The organism is Micromonospora sp. NPDC049048, assembly GCF_043197615.1.
Classification (GTDB): domain Bacteria; phylum Actinomycetota; class Actinomycetes; order Mycobacteriales; family Micromonosporaceae; genus Micromonospora.
In genome coordinates this window covers 134583-159536 of record NZ_JBICTM010000005.1, presented here as the reverse complement: position 1 = coordinate 159536, position 24954 = coordinate 134583, and the positions used below count along the sequence as shown (strand labels likewise).

Genomic DNA, 24954 nt, shown 5'->3' with positions numbered 1-24954 from the left:
GCCGGCGTCGGGTCCTCGCGACCGCCGCCGGGGTCACCAGTTGGGCTGCTCCGGCGCCGGGGGCAGTGGCACGCCCGGCGGCCGGAGCACGTACGCCACCCCGCCGCTGCCGCCCTGCCAGGCGGCCTCGAAGCGGTCCCGGTCGACGGTCCGGCGCACCGCGTCGTCGTCCGGGGCGTACGGGTCGTTGAGCACCGGCGCGCCGGCCTCGGTGAAGCCGACCAGCACCATCAGGTGACCCTTGGTGTCGTAGTCCAGCCCGGGCACGTCGCCGGACCGGAACGCGGCCGAGACGATCAGCGGGATGCCGGCGGCCACGAACGCCTCCGCCTCGGCCAGCGAGCGCAGCCGGGTGACGAAGGCGTCCACGCCGTGCAGGCCCGCGTACGCGGTGTTGAACGACCAGTTGCCGGCCCCGGCGTACGTGTGGTCGTAGCAGTGCCGGGCGGCGTGCACCACCACCGGGCGGGGACCGGGCGGGGTCACCCAGGCGTACCGGGTCGCCGCCGGGGCGGCGCCGAAGAAGGCCAGCACCATCGAGGTGCAGGTGGGGCTGCACCAGGAGTCCCCGCCGCCGCCCCACTGCGGGTGCTCCCCGGCGTGCAGCCGCTGCGAGTAGCGCGGCACGTCCAGCACGGTGCCCCGAGCGGCCGGGACCCGCCCGGCGGGCCGCTCGACGGGCAGCGGGCGCGGGACGCGGGGCGTGGGCCCGGTGACCGGATCGGAGCCGCCCGGCATCGCCGCGGAGCCCGCCCGGCCTGCCTGCGGCGCCTCGGGCGACGCCGTCGGGCGGGGGCCGGCGGCGACCGCCCCGACCGAGCGCAGCACCGGGGTCTCGTCGGCGTCCGCCGGCCGGAGCAGGGTCACCCGGACCTGCCAGCCGGTGACCGTGGCACCCGTCACCACCAGGGTGTCCGTGTCCACCTGCGCGTGGGCGTCGCGCTGCCCGGGCACGGAGGCGCGGCGGATCGCGTGGTCGTCGGCCGCCCAGTTCGCGAGGACGTACCACCCGGTGGCCGGGGCGTCGTCGTGCCAGCCCCGTAGCTCCACCCGCAGCCAGCAGCCGCCGGGGGTGTCCCCGGTCCAGGAGGGCACCACGTCGCGCACGGCGAAGCCGACCGGCACGGGCGGGGACGTCCAGGTGCCGGCCGCGTACCGGCGGGGCCGGCCGTCGGCGTCGGGGTGGTCGAGCCACTCGGCGGGGTCGGCCAGTTCGAGGCCCCGCCCGCCGGCGCGCAGCCCGGACAGGCTGCCCAGCCCGGCGTCGTCGGGCAGGCGGAAGCCCCGGTAGGTGACGTCCCACCCGGTGAACGTCGCCGCGTCGGTCATCTGTGTCCCTGTCCGTTGCGAAGGTTGATGCCGAAAGCATCGCGTACGACGAAGGTTTTCTGCAACGGGGTGGGCCGGAGACGGCGGGTGCGGGCCGGGTTGGCGGCCGGCACTAGGTTGTGGGTGGTCAGGGGCACGAGGAGGCCGGGATGCGGGTACTGGTGGTCGAGGACGAGCGCAACCTCGCCGACGCGATCGCGCGGGGTCTGCGCAAGCGGGGGATGGCGGTGGACGTCGCCTACGACGGCGACAGCGGCCACGAGATGGCGTTCGTCACCCGGTACGACGTGGTGGTGCTGGACCGGGACCTGCCCGGTGTGCACGGCGACCAGATCTGCGCCGAGCTGGCCGCCTCCGGCACCCTCACCCGGGTGCTGATGCTGACGGCGAGCGGCACCGTCGCCGACCGGGTGGAGGGGTTGCAGCTCGGGGCCGACGACTACCTGCCGAAGCCGTTCGCCTTCGACGAGCTGGTCGCCCGGGTGCAGGCCCTCGGCCGGCGGGCCACCCCGGCCGCGCCGCCGGTGCTGGAACTCGCCGACCTGGTCCTCGACCCGGCCCGCCGGGTGGCGACCCGGGGCGGCCAGCCGGTCGACCTGACCAACAAGGAGTTCGGCGTGCTCTGCGAGCTGCTCAAGGCGCGCGGCGCGGTGGTCTCCAGCGAGGAACTGCTGGAACGGGTCTGGGACGCCAACACCGATCCGTTCACCACCATCGTCCGGGTCACGGTGATGACGTTACGCAAGAAGCTCGGCGACCCGCCGTTGATCGAGACGGTGGTCGGTGCGGGCTACCGCACGGCGGAGGCGTCGGCATGAGCACGAGACACGAGTCGGTCCCGCAGGCCGCGCGATGGCGGACGAGGGCGGACGCCGCGACCCGGCGCGCCCAGCTGCGGCCCACGTTGCGGCTGCGGCTGACCCTGCTCAACGGCGTGCTGCTGGTCGGCGCGGGCGCGATCCTGATGCTGCTGGCCTGGCTGCTGGTCCGCGACGCGCTGCGCCCGACCGACGAACTGCTCCCCGGCACGATGGTGGTGCTGGCCGACGGGCGGTCGCTGGACGCCGCGCAGTGGCAGCGTCAGCTCGTCGACGCCGCCAGCGGGGAGCTGCTGGTCAAGGGCCTGGTGGCGCTGCTGACGATCAGCGTCGTCGGGGTGGCCGGCGCGTACGCGGTCGCCGGTCGGGCGTTGCGCCCGCTGCACCAGGTGACCGCCACCGCCCGCCGGCTCGGCGAGACCACGCTGGACCAGCGGATCGGCTACTCGGGCGCCGACGACGAGGTGGCCGAGCTGGCGGAGACCTTCGACGAGATGCTGGACCGCATAGCCGCCGCCTTCGAGGCGCAGAAGCGCTTCGTGGCCAACGCCTCGCACGAGTTGCGGACCCCCCTCGCGGTGATGCGTACCGAGATCGACGTGACGCTCAGCGACGACGAGGCGGACGCCGCCGAGTACCGCCGGATGGCCACCGTCGTCCGCGACGCCTCCGAGCGGGCGAACAGCCTGGTCGACGCCCTGCTGGTGCTGGCCCGCAGCGAGGCCCAGGCCGGCCGCCGGCTGGGTCGCCGCACCGAGTGCGACCTCGCCGCCGCCACCGCCAACGCCCTGTCGGCCGTACGCCGGGAGGTCGAACGGATAAAGCTGCGGGTGCAGACCTCGCTGGAGTCCGCGCCGGTCGTCGGCGACCCGGGGCTGCTGGACCGGCTGGCCGGCAACCTGATCGAGAACGCGATCCGCTACAACCACCTGCACGGCCGGGTCTGGGTGCGTACCGGCTCGGACGGGTGCCGGTCGTGGCTGGTGGTGGGCAACACCGGTTTCGAGGTGGACCAGGCCGACGTGCCCGGCCTGTTCGAGCCGTTCCGGCGCGGCGGTCGGGAGCGGACCGGCGCCCGCGGCTCCGGTCTCGGGCTCTCCATCGTCCGGGCGGTCTGCGACGCGCACGGCGGCACCGTGAAGGTGATCGCCCAGCCGGGGGGCGGGTTGGAGGTCACGGTGACCCTGCCGGCGGCGGAGGCCGCCCCGGCGATCGGCGCCGAGGAGCCAGCCGCCCGGCGGTGAGGACCAGCCCGGCGTCGCGGTTCAGGGCGGTCGCGGTTCAGGGCGGTGGGGTTGCGGCTCGGGCCGCGGGGTTGCGGCTCGGCGACGTCTGATGGAAGGATCATGGCGTCAGCTCGAGGACCGGAGGGGGGTGCGTCGATGTTCACCGTCATGATCTCCGCGTCCCGTACCGCCGGCTGACCATCACGCACACGGGGCGCCTCCATCCGTAACGGAGGAAGCCGTGCATCCACGGATCCACAACGTCAGTTCCGACTGCCCCGACCCTGGCGTCCCCACGGGACACGAGTTGCGCCCGCGGCGTGACGCGGCGGCGCCGTCGAGGCCGTCCAGCTGGGAGGAACAGCAGTGAGCGCGATCATCCACAACATCGGCATCGACTGCCGCGACACGTACGCTTTGGCGGGCTTCTGGGCCCAGGTCTTCGACTGCCCCCGGCAGCCGGACGACTTCCCGGGCGATCCGGAGGCCATGCTGCTGCCCCCGGGCGGCCCGGAGGTGCTCTTCCTGGCGGTGCCGGAGGGCAAGGCGGTGAAGAACCGTCTGCACCTCGACCTGGCGCCCGCCGACCGGACCCGGGACGAGGAGGTGGCCCGGCTGCTGGGCATCGGGGCCACCCAGGTCGCCGACTGCCGTCGCCCCGACGGGTCGGGCTGGGTGGTGCTGGCCGACCCGGAGGGCAACGAGTTCTGCGTGCTGCGCAGCGCGGCCGAGCGGGCCGCCGCCGTGGCGGCTGACGCCGGGAGCTGACGCGGCAGGGGCCCGTCACCCTGCCGGCGACGGGCCCCACACGCGTACGGTCAGACCTTCCGCTCGATCGGCCCGCGACTGGTGGTGAACCCGGACTGAGGGTCGGTAGATCAAGCGATCCGGTAGCCGATTCCTGGCGTCGTCGCGATGACCGGGGGATCGTCGAGCTTGCGGCGTAACCGGCCCACCGTCACCGTGACGGTATTGCTGAACGGGTCGGCGTTCTCGTCCCAGACCTGCTCGAGCAGGGCTTCGGCGCTGAGGAAGCCCGGGCTGGCCCGCAGCAGCGCCTCCAGCACTGCAAACTCCTTGACGGAGAGGTTGAGTTGCCGCCCGTCGCGAACGGCGGTCCGGCGTACCGGGTCCAGTTCGATCCCGGCCGCGCTCAGGGTGCGTGGCCGGGCATGCGGCTTACGCCGCGCCAGCGACTGGAGGCGCAGGACCAGTTCCGGGAAGTGGAAGGGCTTGGCGAGATAGTCGTCCGCGCCCAGGGTCAGCCCGCTGACCCGGTCGCCGGGGGCGCTGGCCGCAGTCAGCATCAGCACCATCGGCCGGTCTGCCCGCTCGGTGATCATCTGGCAGAGCAGGTCGCCGTGCAGGCCCGGCAGGTCCCGGTCGAGGACCACCACCTCGTACGCGGTGAGATCGAGCTTGGCGGCTGCGGCCAGCCCGTCGTGTGCGAGGTCGACGGCCATCCCCTGGTCGCGCAGCCCTTCCGCGACAACCTCGGCGAGGGCGTCATCGTCTTCGACGACCAGGATCCTCACGCCGCCACCGGCACCTTCGCGGCCGGAAGCGCGATCGACACGCACAGCCCACCCTCCCGCCGGGCGAACACGGCGAGCCGGCCGCCGTGGGCAGCGGCGACAGCAGCCACAATGGACAGACCCAACCCCGAGGAGCCGGTGCGTACCCCACCGAGCCGCTCAAAGGGCCGCGCTAACCGGTCGACCTCGCGCTGGTCGAAGACGCGCCCGCCGGTCTCGACAGCCAACACCACTTCCTCCTCGCTCGCGGACACCGTGATCTGGATCCAGCCGCCGTGCTCGTTGTGTGTCACGGCGTTGTCGATGACGTTGCCTACCAGCCGCGCCAGCAACGGCGGGCTGCCTTGGATCGCTGGTGCAGGCGGCGCGTTCAGCGTCACGCTCAGTTCCTTGGCCTCCACGTCGGCGGACCTCTCGCCCAGCGCCGCACCGATGAGCTCGCCGAGGTCGACGCGAGCGGTGTCGGCCAGCGCGCCGTGCTGAGCCCGGGCCAGCACGAGGAACCCGTCGAGCAGATGATCGACACGGTCCAGCTGCGGACGCAAGCGGTCCACGAGCGCCACGGTCGAGGGGGCCGGATCCGACTTGGCGGCCGCGACGTCCATCGCCGCTCGCATCGTCGTCAGCGGTGTACGCAGCTCGTGCGAGGCGTTGGCGACGAATCGGCGCTGCGCGACGAACGACGCCTCGAGCCGTTCGAGCAGCTCGTCGATGGTGTCGGCGAGGCTCTTGACCTCGTCGGCTGGGCCGGTGACGGCCAGCCGCTGGTCGAGGTTGTCGGCGGAGATGCGCCGCGTGGCGCTGGTGATGAGTCGCAGCGGCCGCAGTACGCGTCTGGCCAGCACCCGGCCGAGCAGCAGCGAGACGACCGCCATCACGGCCAGCGCCACCAGCGAACCGGCCAGCAGTTGGCGGGACTGCTGCGTCTGCGCTGCGACCAGTTGCTCTTCCAACTCGCGAATGCGCTGCTGTGCCGCAGCGAGGTTGCCCTGTACGGGGAGATTCCCGGCCGGGGCGCCACTGCTCACGCGGCTGCCGGAGAACAGAACGGTCAGTCCCAGCAGCCCGACACCCGACAACAGGAACACGGCAGCGTACAAAAATGTGAACCGTGCCCGGACGGTCCCGCTGCGCATCTCCATCATGTCCTCCAGCATGCCGCGGCAGAACTAACAGCAGCATGACAACATCGGTTCGGGCCGTGTAACACGCCCATCTGTAGAACCGACGGCATGTCAACCATCGAACTCCTCCGGCGGGAATGGGCCGCGTTCCACCGCCCCGGCCGCCTGATCGCCCTGGCCGCCGCAGCCCTGTCCGTCATCGCGCTAGGTCTGTTGTTCGCCTCCGGTAACCGCTCGTCCTGCGACTGGCCCTGTCCGACTGTTCCCATCGCTGACGATGGAGCCGTCGTCAGCGACAGGTTCTGGTTCCTGCATCGCGACCTTGGCCGTGAGGGCAGCATCACGGTCCGGATGACCTCGATGACCGGGACGATCACCTATCCGCCGCCCAACCATGACCAGATCGTGTCCGGTCTGGTGCCGTGGGCGAAGGTGGGGATCATCGTCAAGGATGGCGTGGGGCAGGGCTCGCCGTATGCGGCGGTCATGATGACCGGCAACCACGGCGTGCGCTTCCAATACGACTACACGCACGATGTCGCCGGAAGCGCGGGCGGCGTATCGCAGCAGTCCCCGCGCTGGCTGCGCCTGACCCGCTCGGGCGACACCGTCACCGGCTCCGAGTCCGCCGACGGCAGGCAGTGGCGCACCGTCGGCGTGGCCACACTCGACGGGCTGCCGGACACCGTGCAGGTCGGCCTGTTCGCCACTTCCCCCGGCGACCTCACGCTCCGCAGGATCGGCCTTGGCGGCGCGACCGAGGAGGTTCGGTTCACCCAGGCTGTCGGCGTCTTCGACAACGTCGCCGTCGAGGGCGGCGGCATCGGCGCGTGGGACAGCGACCCGGTCGGCGAGATGAACCACACCGACTGGGAGAGGTACCACCACGCGTCGGGAGCCGTGGAGAAGGACGGCGTCATCACGGTCAGCGGCACCGGCGACATCGGGCCGCGCGGCGAGGAAGGCGCGCTCACCGCTGAGAAGACCCTGCCCGGCCTGGCGGTCGCGTTGACAATCGTGATTGTCGTCGCGGCCCGCTACGGCGCCCGGACAGCTCGTGAGAGAGCCTCCCGGCGGGTGACCGCCGCCCGGTCGGGCGTCGTCGCAGCAGCCACCTTCGTCACCGGCATGCTCGCTGTCGGCGTCGTCCTTCCGGCGGGCATCGCGATCCTGCGGGCCAACGGCATTCCGGTGCAGCCCCTGCCGCTGCTGAGCGGCGCTCGGGTGGTGGTTGGCGTCGCGGCGGTGCTCGCGCTCTGCGCCGCTTTCACATACGGACTCGGCGTGTGGCTGCGTCGCGGCTGGGCGGCGATGCTCACCGGACTGTCACTGATCGCTCTGCCCTACACCGTCACGGCGGTCCCGCTGCTGCCCGATGCCGTCTCCGAATGGCTCCTGCGACTCACCCCGGCCGCAGGCTTCGCCATCCGCCAGACAGCAGCGGAGTATCCACAGGTGATCGCGCACTACGCACCGTCTGCTGGGTACTTCCCGCTCCCCGGCTGGGCCGGACTCGCCGTCCTCTGCGCGTACACGGCGATCACGCTATGGATCGCCGTCGGCCGCAGACCGGCCACGAGCACCGACTGGCGGTAGCAGACCGCCAATCGGTGCTCGGTCCACCGAGGTTGCCTCCGTGCACCCCGGGCAGGTGCCCGATTCTTCCTGTATGACGTTGAGGTCAAGACGATCATGAACCGGGTGCACATCCGCCTCGAACCGGTCGGTCGGAGCCGGAACCAACGAGGTCGAGCGGGCCGCCGTCGTGGCGGCTGACGCCGGGAGCTGACGCGGCAGGGGCCCGTCACCCCGCCGGCGACGGGTCCCACCCGCGTACGGTCAGTATTCCTTCTCGATCTCCGCGCGGAGGGCGACGAACTCCGCCGCGGCGGCGGCCGAGGAGGAGAAGAACAACACGATGAGCCCGACGCTGCCGTGATCGGCCCACGCGCAGACGCCAAGCGGCACGCCGGCGGACTCGCCGTCGCCGCACTTGGCCACGCCGCCCTGCGGTCCCGGGGCGATGGCGGTCAACCCCTGCACCGCCAGGTTCTTCGACAGGCCCTTGACCGTGTCGTCGAGCTCCCGTTCGGGATTGAGCACGAAACTGCTGGCGGCGATCACCATGACCATGTCCCGATCCTTGGCGCTGCCGTAGAAGGCCCCGGCGACGCTGGACTCGCTGCTCACCGAGGACCGCAGCTCGCGGACCATGTCGTCGGTGGCCTTGCGCAGGGCCGGCTCGGTGCTCTTCGCGCGCCCGCCGAGGGTCTCCGGCGTGACGACCCGGATCCGCGGGGCGGAGCTGGGCGTGGGGGACGGGGCGTCGGACGACGGGTCGGCGCTCGGCGTGGCCGGCGGCGTGGTCGTGGCGACCGTCGGGGTGGGCCGGGGGTCGGGATCGTCTCGGCCTTCGTAGGCGAGGTAGGTGATGCCACCCCCGCCGAGGCAGAGCACCAGCAGCCCGACCAGGCTCAGGGTCAGCACCAGCTGGTTCGACCGCGCGGGCTGGCCCGGGTGGGGAGCGGGTGGCGGGTAGCCGGCGTACGGGCTGGTGGGGAACCCGGCCTGGGGCGCGGCGGGATACCCGCCGTACGGCTGGTGCGGATAGGGCTGGGTGGGCGCGGGGCCGGGCGTCGGGGTGGTGGGCCAGTTGCCGTCGTACGCCGGCTGACCGCCCGGTGGGGGCGCCCAGCCACCTGCCGGCGGCGCCGGGTAGCTCTCCGGGCGCGGCGGGGGGTAGTCGTAGTGCGGCTCGTGCTCCGGCTGCCCGGACCAGGGATCGACCGGCGGTGAGGACATGATCAGCTCCAGGCGAGGGTGCGAACGGGTGATCGTAGCCAGCCACGGCACGGTACCGCTGTCCCGCTCCCGACCGTACCGGCCGCAACGACGAACGCGGTGGCTACCACCATCCAAGCTGGACGGGGCAACCACCGCGAACGCGGGGGCGGTGCGCGAGGAAGGGCACCTTTCTGACGCATGGCGTCGAGAAGGTGCCCTTCCTTGCCGCTGTCAGGCGGGGAGGCTCGCCACCCCGTGCGGCAGGAACCGGCGGCCCGTGACCCGCTCCGAGGTGCCGGTCCGGTCCAGGTACGGCGTGATGCCGCCCAGGTGGAACGGCCAACCCGCGCCGAGGAGCATGCACAGGTCGATGTCCTGCGCCTCGGCGACGACGCCCTCGTCGAGCATCAGCCGGATCTCCTGCGCCAGCGCGTCGAGCGCGTTCTGGCGCACCTGCTCGGCGGTCAGTGGCTGGTCGCCGACCACGAGCAGCTTCGCCACCTCGTCGTTGATCTGGTCGTCGACGACGATCGGCTGACCGGAGTCGGCGATCCGCTTGAGGTTCTCGCTCACGCCGAAGCGGTCCGGGAACGCGGCGTGCAGGGTGCCGCCCACGTGGTACGCGACGGCCGGCCCGACGAGCTGGAGCAGGGCGAGCGGGCGCATCGGCAGACCCAGCGGGTCCAGCGCGCTGTCAGCCACGTCCAGCGGGGTGCCGGCGTCGACGGCCGCGAAGACGGTGCCCAGGAAGCGGGTGAGCAACCGGTTGACCACGAACGCCGGGGCGTCGGAGACCAGCACGCTCGACTTCTTCAGCTGCTTGCCGACCGCGAACGCGGTGGCGAGCGTGGCGTCGTCCGTCCGCTCACCCCGGACGATCTCCAGCAGCGGCAGCACCGCGACCGGGTTGAAGAAGTGGAAGCCGACCACCCGCTCGGGGTGCTCCAGCTCCTCGGCCATGGCCGTGATCGACAGGGAGGAGGTGTTGGTGGCCAGCACCGCCTCCGGCTTGACGATCTTCTCCAGCTCGGCCCAGACCTGCTTCTTCACGGCCAGGTCTTCGAAGACGGCCTCGATGACGAAATCGGCGTCGGCGAAGACGCCCTTGTCGACAGAGCCGCTGACCAGGCCGTACAGCTTGGCGGCCGTGCCCTTGTCCATCCGGCCCTTGCTGACGGCCTTCTCGATCTGGGTGTGCACGTAGCCGACACCCTTGTCGACGCGCGCCTGGTCCAGGTCGGTCATGACGACCGGCACCTGGAGGCGGCGGGCGAAGAGCAGGGCGAGCTGGCTGGCCATCAGGCCGGCGCCGACGATGCCCACCTTGGTGACCGGGCGGGCCAGGCCCTTGTCCGGCGCGCCGGCCGGCCGCTTGGCCCGCCGCTGCACCAGGTCGAACGCGTAGAGGCCGCTGCGCAGCTCCTCGGAGAAGACCAGGTCCGCGAGGGCCTCGTCCTCGGCGGCGGTGCCGGTGGCGAAGTCGGCGTCCTTCGCCGTCTCCAGCAGGTCCAGCGCCTTGTACGCGGCCGGGACCGCGCCGTGCAGCCGCTGGTCGAGGGTCTGCCGGGCGAAGTAGAGCACGCCCGCCCACATGTCCTTGTCGACCTCGGGCCGGGTCACGGTGACCTCGCCCCGGACGACGCCGGCGGCCCACTCCAGGGACCGCTCCAGGAAGTCGGCCGGCTCCAACAGCACGTCCGCGATGCCCATCTCGGCGGCCTGCTTCGGCTTGAGCATCTTGTTCTGCATCAGCGGGTTCTGGATGATCACCTGCGTCGCCGCCGGGATGCCGATCAGGTTCGGCAGCAGCTGGGTGCCGCCCCAGCCGGGGATCAGGCCGAGGGAGACCTCGGGCAGGGCCAGCGCCGCCGCGCCGCCGGAGAGCGTCCGGTAGTGGCAGTGCAGGGCCAGCTCCAGACCGCCGCCCATCGCCGCGCCGTTGACGAAGGCGAAGGTCGGGATCTCGCTGTCCCGGAGCCGGGCGAAGACCCGGTGCCCGAGCCGGCCGATCTCCAGGGCCTGCTCACGGTCGGCGAGCTGCGGGAGGCTGGTGATGTCCGCGCCCACGCAGAAGACGTACGGCTTGCCGGTGACCGCGATGAACGCCGGCTTCGCGGCCACGGCGGCGGTGATCGCCTCGTCGAGGCTGGTCAGGCCGCCCGGGCCGAAGCTGTTCGGCTTGGTGTGGTCGAAGCCGTTGTCCAGGGTGATCAGGGCGGCCGGTCGGTCCAGCCCCGGTACGTTCACCTGGCGCAGCAGCGCCCTGGTGACGACCTCGTTCGTTGCGGCGAGCGCGCTCACTGTGCCTTCTCCGTTCGCGACTGCGGGACTCGCAAGCCCGGCTCATTCCTCGCGCTCACTTGTCTCCACCCTCCCAGTGGGGGTTCTCCCAGATCACGGTGCCACCCATGCCGATGCCGATGCACATGGCCGTGAGGCCGTAGCGGACCTCGGGGTGCTCGGCGAACTGCCGGGCGAGCTGGGTCATCAGCCGTACGCCCGAGGAGGCGAGCGGGTGGCCGATGGCGATCGCGCCGCCCCACGGGTTGACCCGCGGGTCGTCGTCGGCGATGCCGAAGTGGTCGAGGAACGCGAGCACCTGCACGGCGAACGCCTCGTTCAGCTCGAACAGGCCGATGTCGTCGATGGTCAGGCCGGCCAGACGCAGCGCCTTCTCGGTCGACGGGATCGGGCCGACGCCCATCACCTCGGGCTCCACGCCGACGAAGCCGAACGACACCAGCCGCATGGCGACCGGCAGGCCCAGCTCGCGGGCGACGTCCTCGGAGGCGAGCAGGCTCGCCGTGGCGCCGTCGTTCAGGCCGGCCGCGTTGCCCGCGGTGACCTTGCCGTGCGGGCGGAACGGGGTCTTCAGGGTGGCGAGCTTCTCCAAGGAGGTGTCCCGGGGGGCCTCGTCGACCGTGGCCATGCCCCAGGCGTTCTCCTCGTCGCGTACGGCCACCGGCACCAGGTCGTCCTGGAGCTTGCCGTTGGCGTACGCCTTGGCGGTCTTCTGCTGCGACGCGAGCGCGAACGCGTCGGTGCGCGCCTTGGTGATGTGCGGGACGCGGTCGTGCAGGTTCTCCGCGGTCGCGCCCATGACCAGCGCGGACGGGTCGACGAGCTTCTCGGCGACGATCCGCGGGTTGGGGTCGACGCCCTCGCCCATCGGGTGGCGGCCCATGTGCTCGACGCCACCGGCGATGGCGACGTCGTAGGCGCCCATGGCGATGCCGCTGGCGACGGTGGTCACCGCGGTCATGGCGCCGGCGCACATCCGGTCGATCGCGAAGCCGGGGACGGTCTTGGGCAGGCCGGCCAGCAGGGCGGCGGTCCGGCCGATGGTCAGGCCCTGGTCGCCGATCTGGGTGGTGGCGGCGATCGCGACCTCCTCGACCCGCTCCGGCGGCAGCTGCGGGTTACGGCGCAGCAGCTCGCGGATGCAGCGGATCACCAGGTCGTCGGCGCGGGTGTTGGCGTACATGCCACCCGCCTTGCCGAACGGGGTACGGACGCCGTCGACGAAGACGACATCCCGAACTTCACGGGGCACTTGAGCCTCCTCTTCGACCACGATTCGGTCGCGCGCCGACGGGGCGGCGCCACAGACCGAACGAAGGTCGCCGGCACGGGCGTGTTCCCCCGGATGCTACTCGCCAGTAACCACTGCTCGCACCCACTCTGCTGTGGCCCACCCCACACCACCGTGCCAGCGCCGCCCCCGTCGATCATGGAGTTGTTGCTCCGACACGCCGGACGGGGCGACAACAACTTCTCGATCAACGGGGAGGGCGGGGTGGAGAGGGGGTGGGTCAGGGGGTTGGGGGTGGGGCGGTCAGGGCGTCCGTCAGGGTGGGGAGGAGGAGGGTGATCTGCCACTCGCGGGCGTGCAGGCCGCGCAGGGCCTCCGCGACGGTCGCCTCCGTCACCTCCTGCGGGGGCGCCCAGGCCAGGCGGCGGATCGAGTCGGGGGCGACCAGGTTCTCCGGCGGCAGGCGGTGCGCGCCCGCGATGCGGACCACCACCTCGCGGCAGCGGGCCAGCCGGGCCGCCGCCACCGGGTCCCGTTCGGCCCAGCGGTGCGGCGGCGGGGGACCCTCGACCGTCGGGGTGACCGGCAGCGCGTCGTCGGGCAGCTGACGCGCGTCGTCCAGCGCGGCCAGCCACGTGCGGGCCAGCCGGCGCACCGAGCGCCCGCCGAAGCCGGGCAGGGTGAGCAGGGTCTTCTCGTCCTTCGGATCCAGCTCTGCCGCCGCGACGATGGCCGAGTCCGGCAGCACCCGACCCGGGGCGGCGTCCCGCCGGGCGGCGATCTGGTCCCGCGCGTACCAGAGGGAACGGACGCGGGCCTGGGCCCGCGCCCCGCGTACGCGGTGGATGCCCGAGGTGCGCCGCCACGGCTCGGCCCGCACCCGCGGCGGGCGGGCGCCGGTCTGCACCAGCGCCGCGAACTCCTCCGCCGCCCACGCGGACTTGCCCTGCCGGCCCAACTCCTCGTCGAGCGCGTCGCGCAGGTCGACCAGCATCTCCACGTCGAGCGCGGCGTAGGTCAGCCAGGACTCCGGCAGCGGCCGGCTCGACCAGTCGGCCGCCGAGTGGTGCTTCTCGAGGCTGAACCCGAGTAGCTGCTCGGTCAGCGCGGCCAGACCGACCCGCTCGAATCCGGCCAGCCGGGCGGCCAGTTCGGTGTCGAACAGCCGACGCGGGCGCAGCCCCAGCTCGGCCAGGCAGGGCAGATCCTGGCTGGCCGCGTGGAGCACCCACTCGGCCTCGCCGATCACCGTGTCGAGGGCGCTCAGGTCGGGCAGCGGCAGCGGGTCGATCAGCGCCGTGCCGGAACCGGCCCGGCGCAGCTGGACCAGGTAGGCGCGCTGGCTGTAGCGGTAGCCCGAGGCGCGTTCGGCGTCCAGGGCGACGGGGCCGGTGCCGGCGGCGAAGCGGGCCACGACGTCGTCCAGCTCGCTGGGCGTGGCCGCCGGCTGAGGTGTGCCCTCACGCGGGGCGGTCAGCGGTACGGGCCCGTCGGTGGTCGGTTCGGTCCCCGCGGCCTCCGGTTCCGGTCGGGCCGACGGCGAGTGGTGCGCATCGTTTCCCGTACGGCTTTCGGCGGGCCGACGGCGCAGGGGTGGTTCGTCGGTCACCTGACAACCCTAGTGCGCGACGCGACGCGGTGGGTGAAGCCGGTCCGGTGTGTGTCGGCCGGCCGGTCGGCCCGGGTGGCCCTCCGGCGGTCGGACATAGGGGAAGACAAAGCCCGTTGGCGCAGGTACGGTCCATCGAGCCATTGCACGGCTAGGGCATCATGTCCGAAACGGAGCGGGGCGTCTACGGGGAGGCAAGGCGAATGACTGCTGGCTACGGGTCGGCGGACACGGGATCGGGCGACGGCGGGTTCCCGCCGGGGACGGCCCGGCCCGGGCCACTGCCGCCCCGGATCGAGCCGACCGCCCCCGCGTACCTGCCTCCGGGCACCCCCGGGCAGGCGCCGGTCGCCCCCTCTCCCCGCCCCGCCTGGTCGCCGCCGGCGCAACCCGGCCAGTGGGGCGCAGCCCCGGCCGGTCCGCCGGCCCCGGCCGCCGCACCCAAGGCCGGCGGCTGGGGGCCCGGCAGCACGCCGTCGACACCCCCGGGCCCGTCGCCGGCCGGGAACCCGCCGTCTCCGGCCGGGAACCCGCCGGGGCCCGCCTGGCCGCCCGCGTCCGGGTCGGTGCCGCCCGGCCAGCACCACGCCCCGGTCCCCGGGCCGGGGCAGCCGTACCCCGCCGGGCCCGCCCCGGCGACGAAGGGGCGCGGGCTCACCGTCACCGCGCTCGTGCTCGCCGGCCTGCTGGCCGTGGTGACGGGCGTGCAGGCGTACCAGATCAACCGGCTGTCGAACCGACTGGCGGCCACCGACGGCAAGGTCGCGGCGGCGCAGGCGGCCGACGGCACCCGGCTCGACGGCCTGGAGTCCCGGGCGGAGGCGCTGGAGAAGCAGGCCGGCGCCGCCTTCAACCCCGAGGCCGTCGCCAGCGCGGTGCTGCCCAGCGTGTTCCGGGTCCGCGCCGGCAACTCGACCGGCACCGCGTTCGCGATCGGCAAGCCGGCGGCGGGCGGGGGCACCAACCTGTTCACCAACTACCACGTGGTCGACGCGCTCTGGCAGACCGGCGAGCGGGAGGTCTTCCTGGAGCGCACCGACCAGCGCTTCCCGGCCACCATCGTCCGGGTCGACGAGGCGAACGACGTCGCCCACCTGCGCACCAACGGCAAGTTCACCGGCCTGATCGCCGCGTCCGCCCCGGTGAAGTCCGGGCAGCAGATCGTGGTCGTCGGCGCCCCGCTCGGCCTGGAGGACAGCGTCACCACAGGCGTGGTGAGCGCGTTCCGCGAGGCCGGCGGCGGCGAGGGCCCGGTCATCCAGTTCGACGCCCCGATCAACCCCGGCAACTCCGGCGGCCCGGTCATCAACGGCAGCAAGCAGGTCGTCGGCATCGCCACCGCCAAGGCCCGCAACGCCGAGGGGATCGGTCTCGCCGTACCGATCAAGGTCGCCTGCGACGGTTTCAAGATCTGCTGACCCCGTCAGCGCCCAGCCCACCCCCCTTGGCCCGGCGGGCCTGCCGCCCGGACCAGCACACGTGGAGGAAGAACGACATGTCCCAGCCACCGACCGGGCCGGAGGGCTACCCGCCGTACCCGCCGGCCGCGCCCGGTCAGCCGCCGGCGGGCGGCACCACGTACGGCAGCCCGCGCCAGTACACGCCCGAACAGCCGGACGCCGGCCAGCAGTACGCCGCCCCGCAGCAGTACAACCCGGCCCCGTCCGCCGGTCACCCCCAGTCCGCGCCGCCGGCCGGGCCGGGCGGCTACCCGCAGTCCGCACCGCCGGCGTCGCCCGGCTACGCCCCCGGCGTCGCCTCGCCCGGCACCGCCGGCCAGTTCTCCGGCGGGCCGGCGTACGGGCAGCCGATGTCCGTGCCCCCGTCCTCCGGGCCGGCGTACGGGCAGCCGATGTCCACCCCGCCCGGCTCCGCCCCGCCCTTCGGCGCCCCCGCGCCCGCCGGCCCCGGCAAGAGCTACAAGGTGCTGATCCTGGCGGTCGTGGCCGGGCTGCTCTTCGTCCTCGGCGGGGTGATGACGGGCCTGTTCGTGTCGACCAGCAACGAACTGGACCGCACCGAGAAGAAGATGGCCAGCGAGGTCAGCCAGCGCGACGGCACCATCGCGGCGAACGGCAAGGAGATCGAGAAGCTCAAGACCGACCTCCAGGCGGTCCGGGACAAGCTCGGCGACACCGAGCAGGACCTCACCGGCACCCGCAACGACCGGGACGAGCAGGCCCGGCAGAAGAAGGTCATCGCCAACTGCCTCGACAAGCTCACCACCGCGCTCGCCGCGGCGGCGAACGGCAACAAGGCGGCCTACGACAAGGCCATCCAGGGCATGGACAAGGTCTGCAACGAGGCCGAGAAGTATCTGTGAGGTGACCCGCCTCGGGGTCAGGCCGCGCCGGCGGGGCGACGTTCCGGCAGCGCGGTCACCCCGGGCGGGGGCAGCCCGGCGGTGGAGGCCAGCAGCGCGCACCAGGCCAGCAGGTGCGGGCCGAGGCCGTCGTCGACCGGCGTCCAGGAGGCGCGGATCTCGATGTCGCCGGCCGCGGGCGGCCCGGCCAGGTCACCGAACCGCGTCGACATGGTCTGGGTGATCGTGCCGCCGAGCGCCCGGTGCCCCGCGTCCTGCGCGTCCAGGGCGTCCGTCAGCCACGTCCAGCCCACCCCGGGCAGCAGCGGGTCGGCGGCCAGGTCGGCCTCCAGCTCCGCCGTCACATAGGTGACCAGCCGCAGCGTGCCCTGCCACGCCTCGTGGCCGGCGGGGTCGTGCAGCAGGATCAGCCGCCCGGAGGCCACCTCGTCGCCGTCGCGCAGGACGACGGCGGAGAGCGCGAAGGCGTACGGGGCGAGTCGCTGCGGCGCGCCGACCTCCTCCAACAGGATCTCCGACCGGGGCGCCGCGGACCGCAGCCCGGTGACCGCGCGGGCGAAGGTCTCCGGGAGCGCGATCGGGGGGGCCATGCCGGCAGCCTATGCCGCCGGCCGGTCGCCCGCCCGAGAGGCGCGCCGATGCCGCCCACGTCGCGGCGGTGCCACCGCCCCCGGACGGCGTCCGCGGGCGCCCGCAGCGGGCGGACCCGTGCCGCGACGCCGGGGCGCCCCGCCGGCCGACCGGGATCACAAATGGTGAAGCTGCCCGTTGCCGAACGCGTCGCGCGTGGCACGATGGCCGCGATGACCACTACCACGACGGGCGCCGACGCCCGAGACGAAGACCCCCGCCCCGGCGGACCGGCCGACTCGCCCTTCGTCCGGGCCTGCCGGCGCCAGCCCGGCCCGCACACCCCCGTCTGGTTCATGCGTCAGGCCGGCCGCTCGCTGCCGGAGTACCGCGCGATCAGGGCCAACGTGGCGATGCTGGAGTCCTGCCGCCGTCCCGAGTTGGTCACCGAGATCACGCTCCAACCGGTACGCCGGCACGGGGTGGACGCCGCGATCCTGTTCAGCGACATCGTGGTGCCGGTCGCCGCCGCCGGGGTGGACCTGGACATCGTGCCCGGCACCGGCCCGGTGGTCGCCGAGCCCGTACGCACCCTCGCCGACGTGGACCGGATCCGCCCGATCACCCGCGACGACGTCTCCTACGTGGACGAGGCCGTGCGGATGCTCGTCGCCGAGCTGGGCGACACCCCGCTGATCGGCTTCGCGGGAGCGCCGTTCACCCTGGCCAGCTACCTGGTCGAGGGGGGCCCGTCGCGTACCCACGCGAAGACCAAGGCCCTCATGTACGGCCAGCCGGAGCTGTGGCACGCGCTCTGCGGCCGGCTGGCCGAGGTGACGCTGGCGTTCCTGCGGGTCCAGGTGGCCGCCGGCGTCTCCGCGGTGCAGCTCTTCGACTCGTGGGCCGGGGCGCTGTCGGAGGCCGACTACCGCCGGTTCGTGCTGCCGCACTCGGCGGGCGTGCTGGCCGGGCTGGCCGACGCGGGGGTGCCCCGGATCCACTTCGGGGTGGGCACCGGCGAGCTGCTCGGCGCGATGGGCGAGGCCGGCGCCGACGTGGTGGGCGTCGACTGGCGTACGCCGCTGGACGTGGCGACCCGGCGGATCGGGCCGGACCGGGCGGTGCAGGGCAACCTGGACCCGTGTGTGCTGTTCGCGCCGTGGCCGGTCGTCGAGAGCGAGGTGCGGCGGATCCTGGAGCAGGGTCGGTCCGCCCCCGGGCACGTGTTCAACCTGGGGCACGGGGTGCTGCCGGAGACCGACCCCGACGTGCTGACCCGGGTGGTCGCCCTGGTGCACGAGCTGTCCGCCGAGCCGGCCGACCGGAGCTGAGCGGCATGCGGGCGCCGTGGCGGGTGGCGGTGGTCGGCGGCGGGATCGCCGGGCTGGCCGCCGCGGTCCGGTTGCGCGACCGGGCCCCCGCCGGCACCGAGATCACCGTGTACGAGCAGTCCGGCCGGCTCGGCGGCAAGCTGCGCACCGGTGAGCTTGCCGGCTCGGCGGTGGAGTTCGGCGCGGAGTCGTTCCTGATGCGCGACCCGGCCGGGGGCGAGTCCGCCGCCGTGGCCCTGGTCCGCCGGCTCGGCCTCGGCGAGCGGATCGTGCACCCCACCGTCGGGCAGGCCGCGCTCGCCGTCGACGGTGGGCTGCGCCCGATCCCGGGCGGCACGCTGGTCGGCGTACCCGGGGATCTGGAGCGCGTGGCCACGGTCGCGCGCCCGGCGGCGGACGCCGACGTCGACGCCGGCCGCCCGCTGCTCGGCCCGGACGAGGACGTCTCCGTCGGCGCGCTGGTGCGGGCCCGGTTCGGCGACGAGGTGGTGGACCGGCTGGTCGACCCGATGCTCGGCGGCGTCTACGCGGGCCGGGCCGACGATCTCTCCCTGGCGACGACGATGCCGGCGCTGGCCCGGACCGCCCGGGTGGAGCACACCCTGGTGGGCGCGGTCCGCGCCGCGCAGGCGGCGGCCCCCCGCGCGCCGGGGGCGCCGGTCTTCGGCACCCTGGCCGGCGGGCTCAGCACCCTGGTCGAGGCCGCGGCGGCGGCCAGCGGGGCGACGATCCGGCGGGACGCGGCGGTCCGCGAGCTGGCCCCCACCGGGGCCGGGTGGCGGTTGACCGTCGGCCCCACCCGGGATCCGGCGCTGGTCGACGTCGACGCCGTGGTGCTGGCCGTGCCGGCCCGCCCGGCGGCCCGGCTGCTCGCCGGCCCGGCGCCGCAGGTGGCCGAGGGCGTCGGCGGGCTGGACTACGCCAGCGTCGCGCTGGTCACCCTGGCGCTGCCCGAGCCGGAACTGCCGGAGCTGTCCGGCTTCCTGGTGCCGAGCACCGAGGGCCTGCTGATCAAGGCGTCGACCTTCTTCACCACCAAGTGGGGCCACCTGCGCCGCGCCGACGGGCTGGCACTCGTCCGCGCCTCCGTGGGCCGCTACGGCGAGGAACGGCAGGTGCAGCGCACCGACGAGGACCTGGCGGCCACCGTGCACCGGGAGTTGTCGGCCGTGCTCGGCGTACCGTTGCCCGCGCCGGTCGCCGGCCACGTGCAGCGCTGGGGCGGGTCGCTGCCGCAGTACACCCCGGGCCACTGCGACCGGGTGGCCGCCGCGCGGGCGGCCCTGCGGGCGAGCCACCCGACGCTGGTCCTGGCCGGCGCCGGGTACGACGGCGTCGGGATCCCGGTCTGCGTCCGCTCCGGCGAGACGGCGGCCGAGGAGATCATCACAGCACTGGGAGGATCGGGGACATGACCGAGCAGACCAACGCGGCCCGGCTGCGGGAACTCAACGACAGCATCCGCTACACGATGTGGTCGGTGTACCGGGCGACCAGCCCGCTCCCGTCACTGCGCGAGAACGTCACCGGTGAGGTCGAGGCCCTCTTCGCGGAGCTGGCCGGCAAGGACGTGGTCGTCCGCGGCACGTACGACGTCTCGGGGCTGCGCGCCGACGCCGACCTGATGATCTGGTGGCACTCCGCCTCCAGCGACGCGCTCCAGGACGCGTACCTGCGGTTCCGGCGTACCACCCTGGGCCGGGCGCTCACGCCCGTGTGGTCGCAGATGGCGCTGCACCGGCCGGCGGAGTTCAACAAGAGCCACATCCCGGCTTTCCTCGCCGGCGAGGAGGCGCGCGCGTACGTCTGCGTCTACCCGTTCGTCCGCTCGTACGAGTGGTATCTGCTGCCGGACGCCGAGCGGCGCGAGCTGCTCGCCGAGCACGGCAAGATGGCCCGCGGCTACCCGGACGTGCGGGCCAACACGGTCGCCTCGTTCGCGCTCGGCGACTACGAGTGGATGCTCGCGTTCGAGGCCGACGAGCTGCACCGGATCGTCGACCTGATGCGCGACCTGCGAGGCTCCGGCGCCCGGCGGCACGTCCGGGAGGAAATCCCGTTCTACACCGGCCGCCGCCGTCCGGTCGCCGACCTCGTCAACGGCCTCGTCTGACCGGCCCGCGCGACCGGCCCGCGCGACCGGCCGCCGGCCTCCTTCGTACCGGCCAACGCCACCGGCCCGCGCGGCCGGCGCGCGCGACCGGGCGGGCGAGCTGGGGCGGCGGTGGTTGGCGTTCCGGTCCTGTCGAGCTGCCCCGTGGGGCGGGGCGGCGGCGCGCCCGGGGCGCTCTCACGGTGGGGCGGTGGCGTGCCCGCGGTGGTCGCACGGGTGAGGCGGCGGCGCGTCCGGGGGTGGTCGCACGGGTGGGGCAGCTCGACAGCGACGTGCGGGTGCTGATGCGCGAGCCGGCCGGGGTCGCGTCCCGGAGGGAGTGGGACGCGACCCCGGCCGGGGCTCGGTGCGGTCAGACGGCGGTGGTGCAGGTGGGTACCGGCGCGGTGTTGCTGCCGCTCGACGAGCCGACGAAGCCGAACGTGGTGCTCGCTCCGGCGGCCAGTGACCCGTTGTGGGCGGCGTTGCGCGCGGTGACCCGTGTGCCGCTGGTGGTGACCGTCGCGTTCCACGCCGAGCTGATCTGCTGGCCGTCGGCGTACGTCCAGGTCACGGACCAGCCCGTGATCGCCGCGCCCCCGGCGGTCACCTGCACCTCGCCCTGGAATCCGCCGGACCACTGCCCGGTCACCCGGTACGTCGCCGTGCAGGCCCCGGCCGGCGGCGGGGTCGTCGGGGGTGGGGTGGTGGGCGGCGCCGTGGTGGGCGGGGGAGTGGTGGGCGGCGGGGTCGTCGGCGGCGGGGTGGTCGGCCCGCCGGAGAAGTCGACGTCACTGCACAGGTAGTACGACTGGTCCAGGTGGCTGGCCTGCCAGATGGTGTAGACGATGTGCCGCCCGGTCCGTCCCGGCGCGTTGGCCGGGATCTCGATGGACACGCCGGTGGGCTCCGGCTTCCACCCCGACGCCGGGGTGTTGCCGATCTGGCCGACCAGTTCCAGGTCGTCCCAGCCCAGCGGCTCGGTGAGCGCGTTGAAGCCCTGCCTGGTCACGTACACCCGGATGTAGTCGGCGCCGTGACTGGCCTGGTCGTAGAGGCGGACCCGGAAGTTGCTGGAGACCGGGGCGGTCTTCCAGGCGCCGATCGTGTCGAGGGCGTTGTAGCGGCCACCCTCGGTCCGGCCGCCAGAGCAGAGTTGGCCGTCGGGGATGGCGGCCTGGTGGTTGCCGGCGACGCCCTCGCGGAACAGGCCGTTCCAGTTCCACATGGCGTTCGGGTTGGCCTGCCAGGCCTGCCAGCACATCGGGTCCTCGGTGGCCATCCGGGGATTCTGGAAGTCGCTGCCCCAGCGCTGCCAGCAGCCGTAGTTGCGTGACGCCGGGTCCACCACGGAGCCGTGCGCCGACACGGGGTTGGCCAGGGTGGTGGTCAGCAGCAGCACGGCGGTCGCCGCGACGGCGAGCAGCCACGCCAGGCGGGATGATCGAAGTTGAGCGGACATTCAAGCCCCCGGGGGAGAGGTCGGACGACGACGCCCGGACGGCGCGGGAGTTGCCCCTCCCGTGCACGCTGCGTGGCTTGCGCGACGGCTCTGCCCGGAGGCTGCCACATTTATCGGCCTCGGTCAATTCCTTTCCGCCGCATCGGGGTGTGCGGGATGCCGTCCTCGACGTACCCGGGGCCGGCGACGGTGAAGCCGTGGCGGGCGTAGAGGCCGACCAGGTGGGACTGCGCCTCCAGCACGCAGGGGCGGTCGCCGACCAACTCCAGCGCCGCTTCCATGAGTCGGCCCGCGTGCCCGCCGCCGCGCGCCGCCGGCGCCACCACCACGCGTCCGATGCGCGCCACGCCGCCCGGGTCGGCGAGGATCCGCAGGTACGCCAGGGGCACGCCGCCGTCGTCCAGCCAGAGGTGTCGGGTGCCCGGCTCGACGTCGCGCCCGTCGAGTTCGGGGTACGGGCACGCCTGCTCCACCACGAACACGTCGATCCGGAGCCGGAGCAGGTCGTGGAAGGTGCGGGCGTCGAGTTCGGCGAACGAGGCGGCCCTCGTCACGGGAGTCTGCGGCACCCCGCGATGGTAGGCGGCTCGCTGGTGAGCGGGTTGCTGACCCGGGCTCCACGCCGACGGCCGGCCCGCGCCGACGGCCGGCCCGCGCCGACGGCCGGCCCGCGCCGGCAGCTGGCGCCGGTCTCGCCGACGTCAGGCGGGCCGGGCGCCGACCGCGTCGCGGATCTCGGCGCCCTGGGTGCCCTCCTCCGCGCGGGCGCAGTGGGCGCAGCAGAAGAACCGGCCGGACACCTCCACCCCGTGCCCGACGATCTTGACCTGGCAGTGCTCGCAGATGGGCGCCAGCTTGTGCGCCGCGCACTCGAACGAGTCGAAGGTGTGCACGTCGCCGCTGACGGTCCGCACCTCGAACGCCATCCAGTAGTCGTTACCGCAGACCTCGCACGCCTTCACGACTGAACCCCCGACCGTCGACACGTTTCCCCACAGCCTGCGGCACCCGCCGGCGTCGGGCGGGCGGAATCCGCCCAGGTCCCTCCCATCGGGCGGCGTGTCGGGCGTGCACCCGCTGGGTGTCGATGGCGGCGGGTGCCCGGCTGGCCGCGCGCGCCCCCGCAGGGCACCGCTTGCGCTGCCCCGCCGGCGGCGGGTGGCCGGGCGACGGGTCCGCCGACCTGGGTGGACGACCGGGGCGGTCTGCTACTGCTCCGAGTTGGTCACTCTGCGTACTCGTGCTGGTTTCGATTTTATCGACAAGAGTCTTTACTGTTAACAAACTTCAATTTATCTTTGAGGGCACCTCACCAGCCCGAAGTTCGAAGGAGCTGCCACCATGCGCCGAAGAATCACGATCCCGCTCGTGGCGACGGGTGCCGTCGTCTCCGCACTGGCAGTCGCGGCGCCGGCCCAGGCGCACGGCTACGTATCCGGCCCGCCGAGCCGCCAGGCGCTCTGCGCACAGGGGCGGGTCCCCGACTGCGGACAGATCAAGTACGAGCCGCAGAGCGTCGAGGGGCCGAAGGGGCTGCGCAGCTGCCACGCGGGAATCGCCCAGTTCGCCGTGCTGAACGACGACAGCCGCGGCTGGCCCGCCACCTCGGTCGGCAGTTCGGTCACCTTCACCTGGACCAACACCGCCCGGCACGCCACCAGCAACTGGGAGTACTTCATCGGCGGCACCCGGGTGGCCGTCTTCAACGGCGGCGGGCAGCAGCCCGGGGCCACGGTCTCGCACACCGTCAACCTGGGCGGCTACGCGGGACGGCAGAAGGTCCTCGCCATCTGGAACATCGCGGACACCGCCAACGCCTTCTACTCCTGCGTCGACCTTCAGGTCGGCGGGGGCGGCACCCCGTCGCCCACGCCGAGCCCGACCTCGCCGGCCCCGTCGCCGACCCCGACCCCGACCGCCGCCCCGACCAGCCCGCCCGCCCCGGGCGGCAGCTGGACGGCGGGCCGGGCCTACCAGGTCGGTGACCAGGTCACCTACGGCGGTCTGACGTACCGCTGCCGGCAGGCCCACACCGCGATCCCCGGCTGGGAACCGCCGTACGTGCCGGCGCTCTGGGCCCAGGTCTGACCGTGACGGGTGCGGCCCCGCCGCACCCGTCACCCCTTCGGCGGATGGAGTCCCCCATGCGACGGCTGCCCACGGTCGTCCTGCTCACCGCGCTGCTGGTGGTCCCCGCCTGCGCCGCGCAGACCGCCCCGGCGCCGCCCGCCCCCGCGCCGCCAGGGGCGGCGGCGACCGCCGGGACCGAGATGAACGGCCTCGACGTGGTCTTCCTGGCCATGTTGGGAGCGCACACCGAGCAGACGCTGGAGATGGTGCGCCTGACCCGGGACCGGGTGGCCGAGCCGAAGCTGCGCACCCTCGTCGCCGCCATCGAGGTCACCGAGACCGACGAACTCGCCACCATGCGCGGCTGGCTGCGCGACGCGGGGCCGGCCGCAGCCGAGGCCGCCCGACGGCACGACCACGGATCACACGGGACCGGCGCCGAGGACATGGCACGCCTGCGGAGCGCCCCGGACGCGGCGGTCGACGGTCTCCTGCTCGACCTGCTCGCCGCGCACCAGGAGGCGGCGGCCGACCTGGCCCGGGCACACCAGGCGGTCGGCGCCGATCCGCGCGTACGCGACTTCGCCGGGCGCGTCGAGCGCTCCCGTACGGCCCAGGTGTCGCTGCTGGCGGGGTTGGCGCCGGCGCGGCGTGCGCCCTGACCACGTCGACCGCCGGTGCCGACGGGCACGCCCGACGCCTGGCCCCGCGCGGTGACGCGGCCGGGGCTAGGCGTCGGCGCGCGGCTCCAGCCGGATGGAGACGGAGTTGACGCAGTGCCGGGTGTCCTTCGGGGTGAAGCCCTCGCCCCGGAAGACGTGACCGAGGTGGCTGTCGCACCGGGCGCAGCGGATCTCGGTGCGGGACATGCCGAGGCTGTTGTCCTCGACCTCCTTGACCGCGCCCGGGATGGCGTCGTCGAAGCTGGGCCACCCGCAGTGCGAGTCGAACTTGGTGTCGCTGGGATAGAGCTGCGCGCCGCAGGCCCGGCAGCGGTACATCCCCGGCGTCTTCGTGTCGACGTACTCGCCGGTCCACGGGCGTTCGGTGCCGGCCTCCCGCAGCACCCGGAACTCCTCGGGGCTGAGCCGGACCCGCCACTCTTCCTCGGTACGGGGCAGTTCACTCTCGTCAAGACTCACCCGTCAA

General features: G+C 73.7%; 23 protein-coding genes. 11 read left to right on the top strand and 12 right to left on the bottom strand.

The window, feature by feature from the left end:
* Nucleotides 1-33: 33 nt before the first annotated feature.
* Nucleotides 34-1329 carry a C39 family peptidase gene (locus tag ACGFIG_RS17690; protein ID WP_393004060.1) on the bottom strand — a complete coding sequence of 432 codons (1296 nt, stop codon included), beginning with the start codon at nt 1327-1329 and terminating at the stop codon, nt 34-36.
* A 149-nt stretch (nt 1330-1478) separates the two neighbouring features.
* Here ACGFIG_RS17690 and ACGFIG_RS17685 point away from each other — a divergent pair, with 149 nt between their 5' ends.
* The 3 genes from ACGFIG_RS17685 (at nt 1479) to ACGFIG_RS17675 (ending at nt 4141) form a co-directional block, all read left to right on the top strand.
* A complete protein-coding gene (locus tag ACGFIG_RS17685) occupies nt 1479-2147 on the top strand; it encodes a response regulator transcription factor (protein ID WP_358084829.1) in 669 nt (222 codons plus the stop codon).
* Between the two features lie 74 nt (nt 2148-2221).
* Nucleotides 2222-3391, top strand: coding sequence for a sensor histidine kinase (locus ACGFIG_RS17680; RefSeq protein WP_393004695.1), 1170 nt, complete (start codon nt 2222-2224; stop codon nt 3389-3391).
* A gap of 348 nt (nt 3392-3739) precedes the next feature.
* Entirely contained in the window at nt 3740-4141 is a 402-nt protein-coding gene (locus tag ACGFIG_RS17675; RefSeq protein WP_393004058.1) for a VOC family protein, read from the top strand.
* 110 nt (nt 4142-4251) lie between these two features.
* On the opposite strand, the gene ACGFIG_RS17670 is transcribed toward ACGFIG_RS17675, so the two are convergent.
* On the bottom strand, nt 4252-4908 hold the full coding sequence (locus ACGFIG_RS17670) for a response regulator transcription factor (RefSeq protein ID WP_393004056.1): 657 nt from the start codon (nt 4906-4908) through the stop codon (nt 4252-4254).
* A complete protein-coding gene (locus ACGFIG_RS17665; RefSeq protein ID WP_393004054.1) occupies nt 4905-6053 on the bottom strand; it encodes a sensor histidine kinase in 1149 nt (382 codons plus the stop codon). The genes ACGFIG_RS17670 and ACGFIG_RS17665 overlap by 4 nt, the downstream gene beginning before the upstream one ends.
* 87 nt (nt 6054-6140) lie before the next feature.
* Between ACGFIG_RS17665 and ACGFIG_RS17660 the strand changes: the two genes are divergently transcribed.
* On the top strand, nt 6141-7628 hold the full coding sequence (locus ACGFIG_RS17660) for a hypothetical protein (RefSeq protein WP_393004052.1): 1488 nt from the start codon (nt 6141-6143) through the stop codon (nt 7626-7628).
* Nucleotides 7629-7871: 243 nt separating this feature from the next.
* Here the strand turns inward: ACGFIG_RS17660 and ACGFIG_RS17655 are convergent, their stop codons facing one another.
* The 4 genes from ACGFIG_RS17655 to ACGFIG_RS17640 all read right to left on the bottom strand — a co-directional run bounded on the left by ACGFIG_RS17655 (nt 7872) and on the right by ACGFIG_RS17640 (nt 13957).
* A complete protein-coding gene (locus ACGFIG_RS17655; RefSeq protein ID WP_393004050.1) occupies nt 7872-8834 on the bottom strand; it encodes a hypothetical protein in 963 nt (320 codons plus the stop codon).
* A 213-nt stretch (nt 8835-9047) separates the two neighbouring features.
* Nucleotides 9048-11117: a 3-hydroxyacyl-CoA dehydrogenase NAD-binding domain-containing protein gene (locus ACGFIG_RS17650; RefSeq protein ID WP_393004048.1), complete on the bottom strand. Its 2070-nt coding sequence runs from the start codon at nt 11115-11117 to the stop codon at nt 9048-9050.
* Between the two features lie 55 nt (nt 11118-11172).
* A complete protein-coding gene (locus tag ACGFIG_RS17645) occupies nt 11173-12369 on the bottom strand; it encodes a thiolase family protein (RefSeq protein ID WP_393004046.1) in 1197 nt (398 codons plus the stop codon).
* A 259-nt stretch (nt 12370-12628) separates the two neighbouring features.
* Complete coding sequence (locus tag ACGFIG_RS17640; RefSeq protein WP_393004044.1) at nt 12629-13957, bottom strand: ribonuclease D; 1329 nt, start codon at nt 13955-13957, stop codon at nt 12629-12631.
* 203 nt (nt 13958-14160) lie between these two features.
* Between ACGFIG_RS17640 and ACGFIG_RS17635 the strand changes: the two genes are divergently transcribed.
* Nucleotides 14161-15375, top strand: coding sequence for a trypsin-like peptidase domain-containing protein (locus ACGFIG_RS17635; RefSeq protein ID WP_393004042.1), 1215 nt, complete (start codon nt 14161-14163; stop codon nt 15373-15375).
* A gap of 77 nt (nt 15376-15452) precedes the next feature.
* Entirely contained in the window at nt 15453-16280 is an 828-nt protein-coding gene (locus ACGFIG_RS17630; RefSeq protein WP_393004040.1) for a hypothetical protein, read from the top strand.
* Between the two features lie 17 nt (nt 16281-16297).
* On the opposite strand, the gene ACGFIG_RS17625 is transcribed toward ACGFIG_RS17630, so the two are convergent.
* Nucleotides 16298-16870: a DUF3000 domain-containing protein gene (locus tag ACGFIG_RS17625; protein WP_393004038.1), complete on the bottom strand. Its 573-nt coding sequence runs from the start codon at nt 16868-16870 to the stop codon at nt 16298-16300.
* A gap of 213 nt (nt 16871-17083) precedes the next feature.
* Between ACGFIG_RS17625 and hemE the strand changes: the two genes are divergently transcribed.
* The 3 genes from hemE to hemQ are packed head-to-tail and all read left to right on the top strand — an operon-like array spanning nt 17084 to nt 20294.
* Nucleotides 17084-18181: a uroporphyrinogen decarboxylase gene (gene hemE / locus ACGFIG_RS17620; RefSeq protein WP_393004036.1), complete on the top strand. Its 1098-nt coding sequence runs from the start codon at nt 17084-17086 to the stop codon at nt 18179-18181.
* A 5-nt stretch (nt 18182-18186) separates the two neighbouring features.
* Complete coding sequence (gene hemG, locus ACGFIG_RS17615) at nt 18187-19596, top strand: protoporphyrinogen oxidase (RefSeq protein ID WP_393004034.1); 1410 nt, start codon at nt 18187-18189, stop codon at nt 19594-19596.
* Complete coding sequence (gene hemQ, locus ACGFIG_RS17610) at nt 19593-20294, top strand: hydrogen peroxide-dependent heme synthase (protein WP_393004032.1); 702 nt, start codon at nt 19593-19595, stop codon at nt 20292-20294. The genes hemG and hemQ overlap by 4 nt, the downstream gene beginning before the upstream one ends.
* Before the next feature lie 352 nt (nt 20295-20646).
* On the opposite strand, the gene ACGFIG_RS17605 is transcribed toward hemQ, so the two are convergent.
* From ACGFIG_RS17605 to ACGFIG_RS17595, 3 genes are all read right to left on the bottom strand, one after another.
* Entirely contained in the window at nt 20647-21735 is a 1089-nt protein-coding gene (locus ACGFIG_RS17605) for a lytic polysaccharide monooxygenase (RefSeq protein ID WP_393004030.1), read from the bottom strand.
* 110 nt (nt 21736-21845) lie between these two features.
* On the bottom strand, nt 21846-22304 hold the full coding sequence (locus ACGFIG_RS17600; protein ID WP_393004028.1) for a GNAT family N-acetyltransferase: 459 nt from the start codon (nt 22302-22304) through the stop codon (nt 21846-21848).
* Between the two features lie 132 nt (nt 22305-22436).
* On the bottom strand, nt 22437-22697 hold the full coding sequence (locus ACGFIG_RS17595; protein WP_393004026.1) for a Prokaryotic metallothionein: 261 nt from the start codon (nt 22695-22697) through the stop codon (nt 22437-22439).
* A gap of 379 nt (nt 22698-23076) precedes the next feature.
* Between ACGFIG_RS17595 and ACGFIG_RS17590 the strand changes: the two genes are divergently transcribed.
* The gene (locus ACGFIG_RS17590; RefSeq protein ID WP_393004024.1) at nt 23077-23823 is read left to right on the top strand and encodes a lytic polysaccharide monooxygenase; all 747 of its coding nucleotides are present in this window, start codon (nt 23077-23079) and stop codon (nt 23821-23823) included.
* Nucleotides 23824-23879: 56 nt separating this feature from the next.
* Entirely contained in the window at nt 23880-24467 is a 588-nt protein-coding gene (locus tag ACGFIG_RS17585) for a DUF305 domain-containing protein (protein ID WP_393004022.1), read from the top strand.
* 66 nt (nt 24468-24533) lie between these two features.
* On the opposite strand, the gene msrB is transcribed toward ACGFIG_RS17585, so the two are convergent.
* Nucleotides 24534-24947 (bottom strand): peptide-methionine (R)-S-oxide reductase MsrB, encoded by a 414-nt coding sequence (gene msrB, locus ACGFIG_RS17580; RefSeq protein ID WP_393004020.1) that lies wholly within the window; start codon nt 24945-24947, stop codon nt 24534-24536.
* Nucleotides 24948-24954 lie beyond the last annotated feature (7 nt).

Coding starts and splice junctions, on each gene's coding strand:
- ACGFIG_RS17630 (WP_393004040.1), top strand. CDS start 15,453: ATGTCCCAGCCACCGACCGGGCCGGAGGGCTACCCGCCGTACCCGCCG.
- hemQ (WP_393004032.1), top strand. CDS start 19,593: ATGACCGAGCAGACCAACGCGGCCCGGCTGCGGGAACTCAACGACAGC.
- hemE (WP_393004036.1), top strand. CDS start 17,084: ATGACCACTACCACGACGGGCGCCGACGCCCGAGACGAAGACCCCCGC.
- ACGFIG_RS17665 (WP_393004054.1), bottom strand. CDS start 6,053: ATGATGGAGATGCGCAGCGGGACCGTCCGGGCACGGTTCACATTTTTG.
- ACGFIG_RS17585 (WP_393004022.1), top strand. CDS start 23,880: ATGCGACGGCTGCCCACGGTCGTCCTGCTCACCGCGCTGCTGGTGGTC.
- ACGFIG_RS17605 (WP_393004030.1), bottom strand. CDS start 21,735: ATGTCCGCTCAACTTCGATCATCCCGCCTGGCGTGGCTGCTCGCCGTC.
- ACGFIG_RS17660 (WP_393004052.1), top strand. CDS start 6,141: ATGTCAACCATCGAACTCCTCCGGCGGGAATGGGCCGCGTTCCACCGC.
- ACGFIG_RS17685 (WP_358084829.1), top strand. CDS start 1,479: ATGCGGGTACTGGTGGTCGAGGACGAGCGCAACCTCGCCGACGCGATC.
- ACGFIG_RS17655 (WP_393004050.1), bottom strand. CDS start 8,834: ATGTCCTCACCGCCGGTCGATCCCTGGTCCGGGCAGCCGGAGCACGAG.
- ACGFIG_RS17625 (WP_393004038.1), bottom strand. CDS start 16,870: ATGGCCCCCCCGATCGCGCTCCCGGAGACCTTCGCCCGCGCGGTCACC.
- ACGFIG_RS17690 (WP_393004060.1), bottom strand. CDS start 1,329: ATGACCGACGCGGCGACGTTCACCGGGTGGGACGTCACCTACCGGGGC.
- ACGFIG_RS17635 (WP_393004042.1), top strand. CDS start 14,161: ATGACTGCTGGCTACGGGTCGGCGGACACGGGATCGGGCGACGGCGGG.
- ACGFIG_RS17590 (WP_393004024.1), top strand. CDS start 23,077: ATGCGCCGAAGAATCACGATCCCGCTCGTGGCGACGGGTGCCGTCGTC.
- hemG (WP_393004034.1), top strand. CDS start 18,187: ATGCGGGCGCCGTGGCGGGTGGCGGTGGTCGGCGGCGGGATCGCCGGG.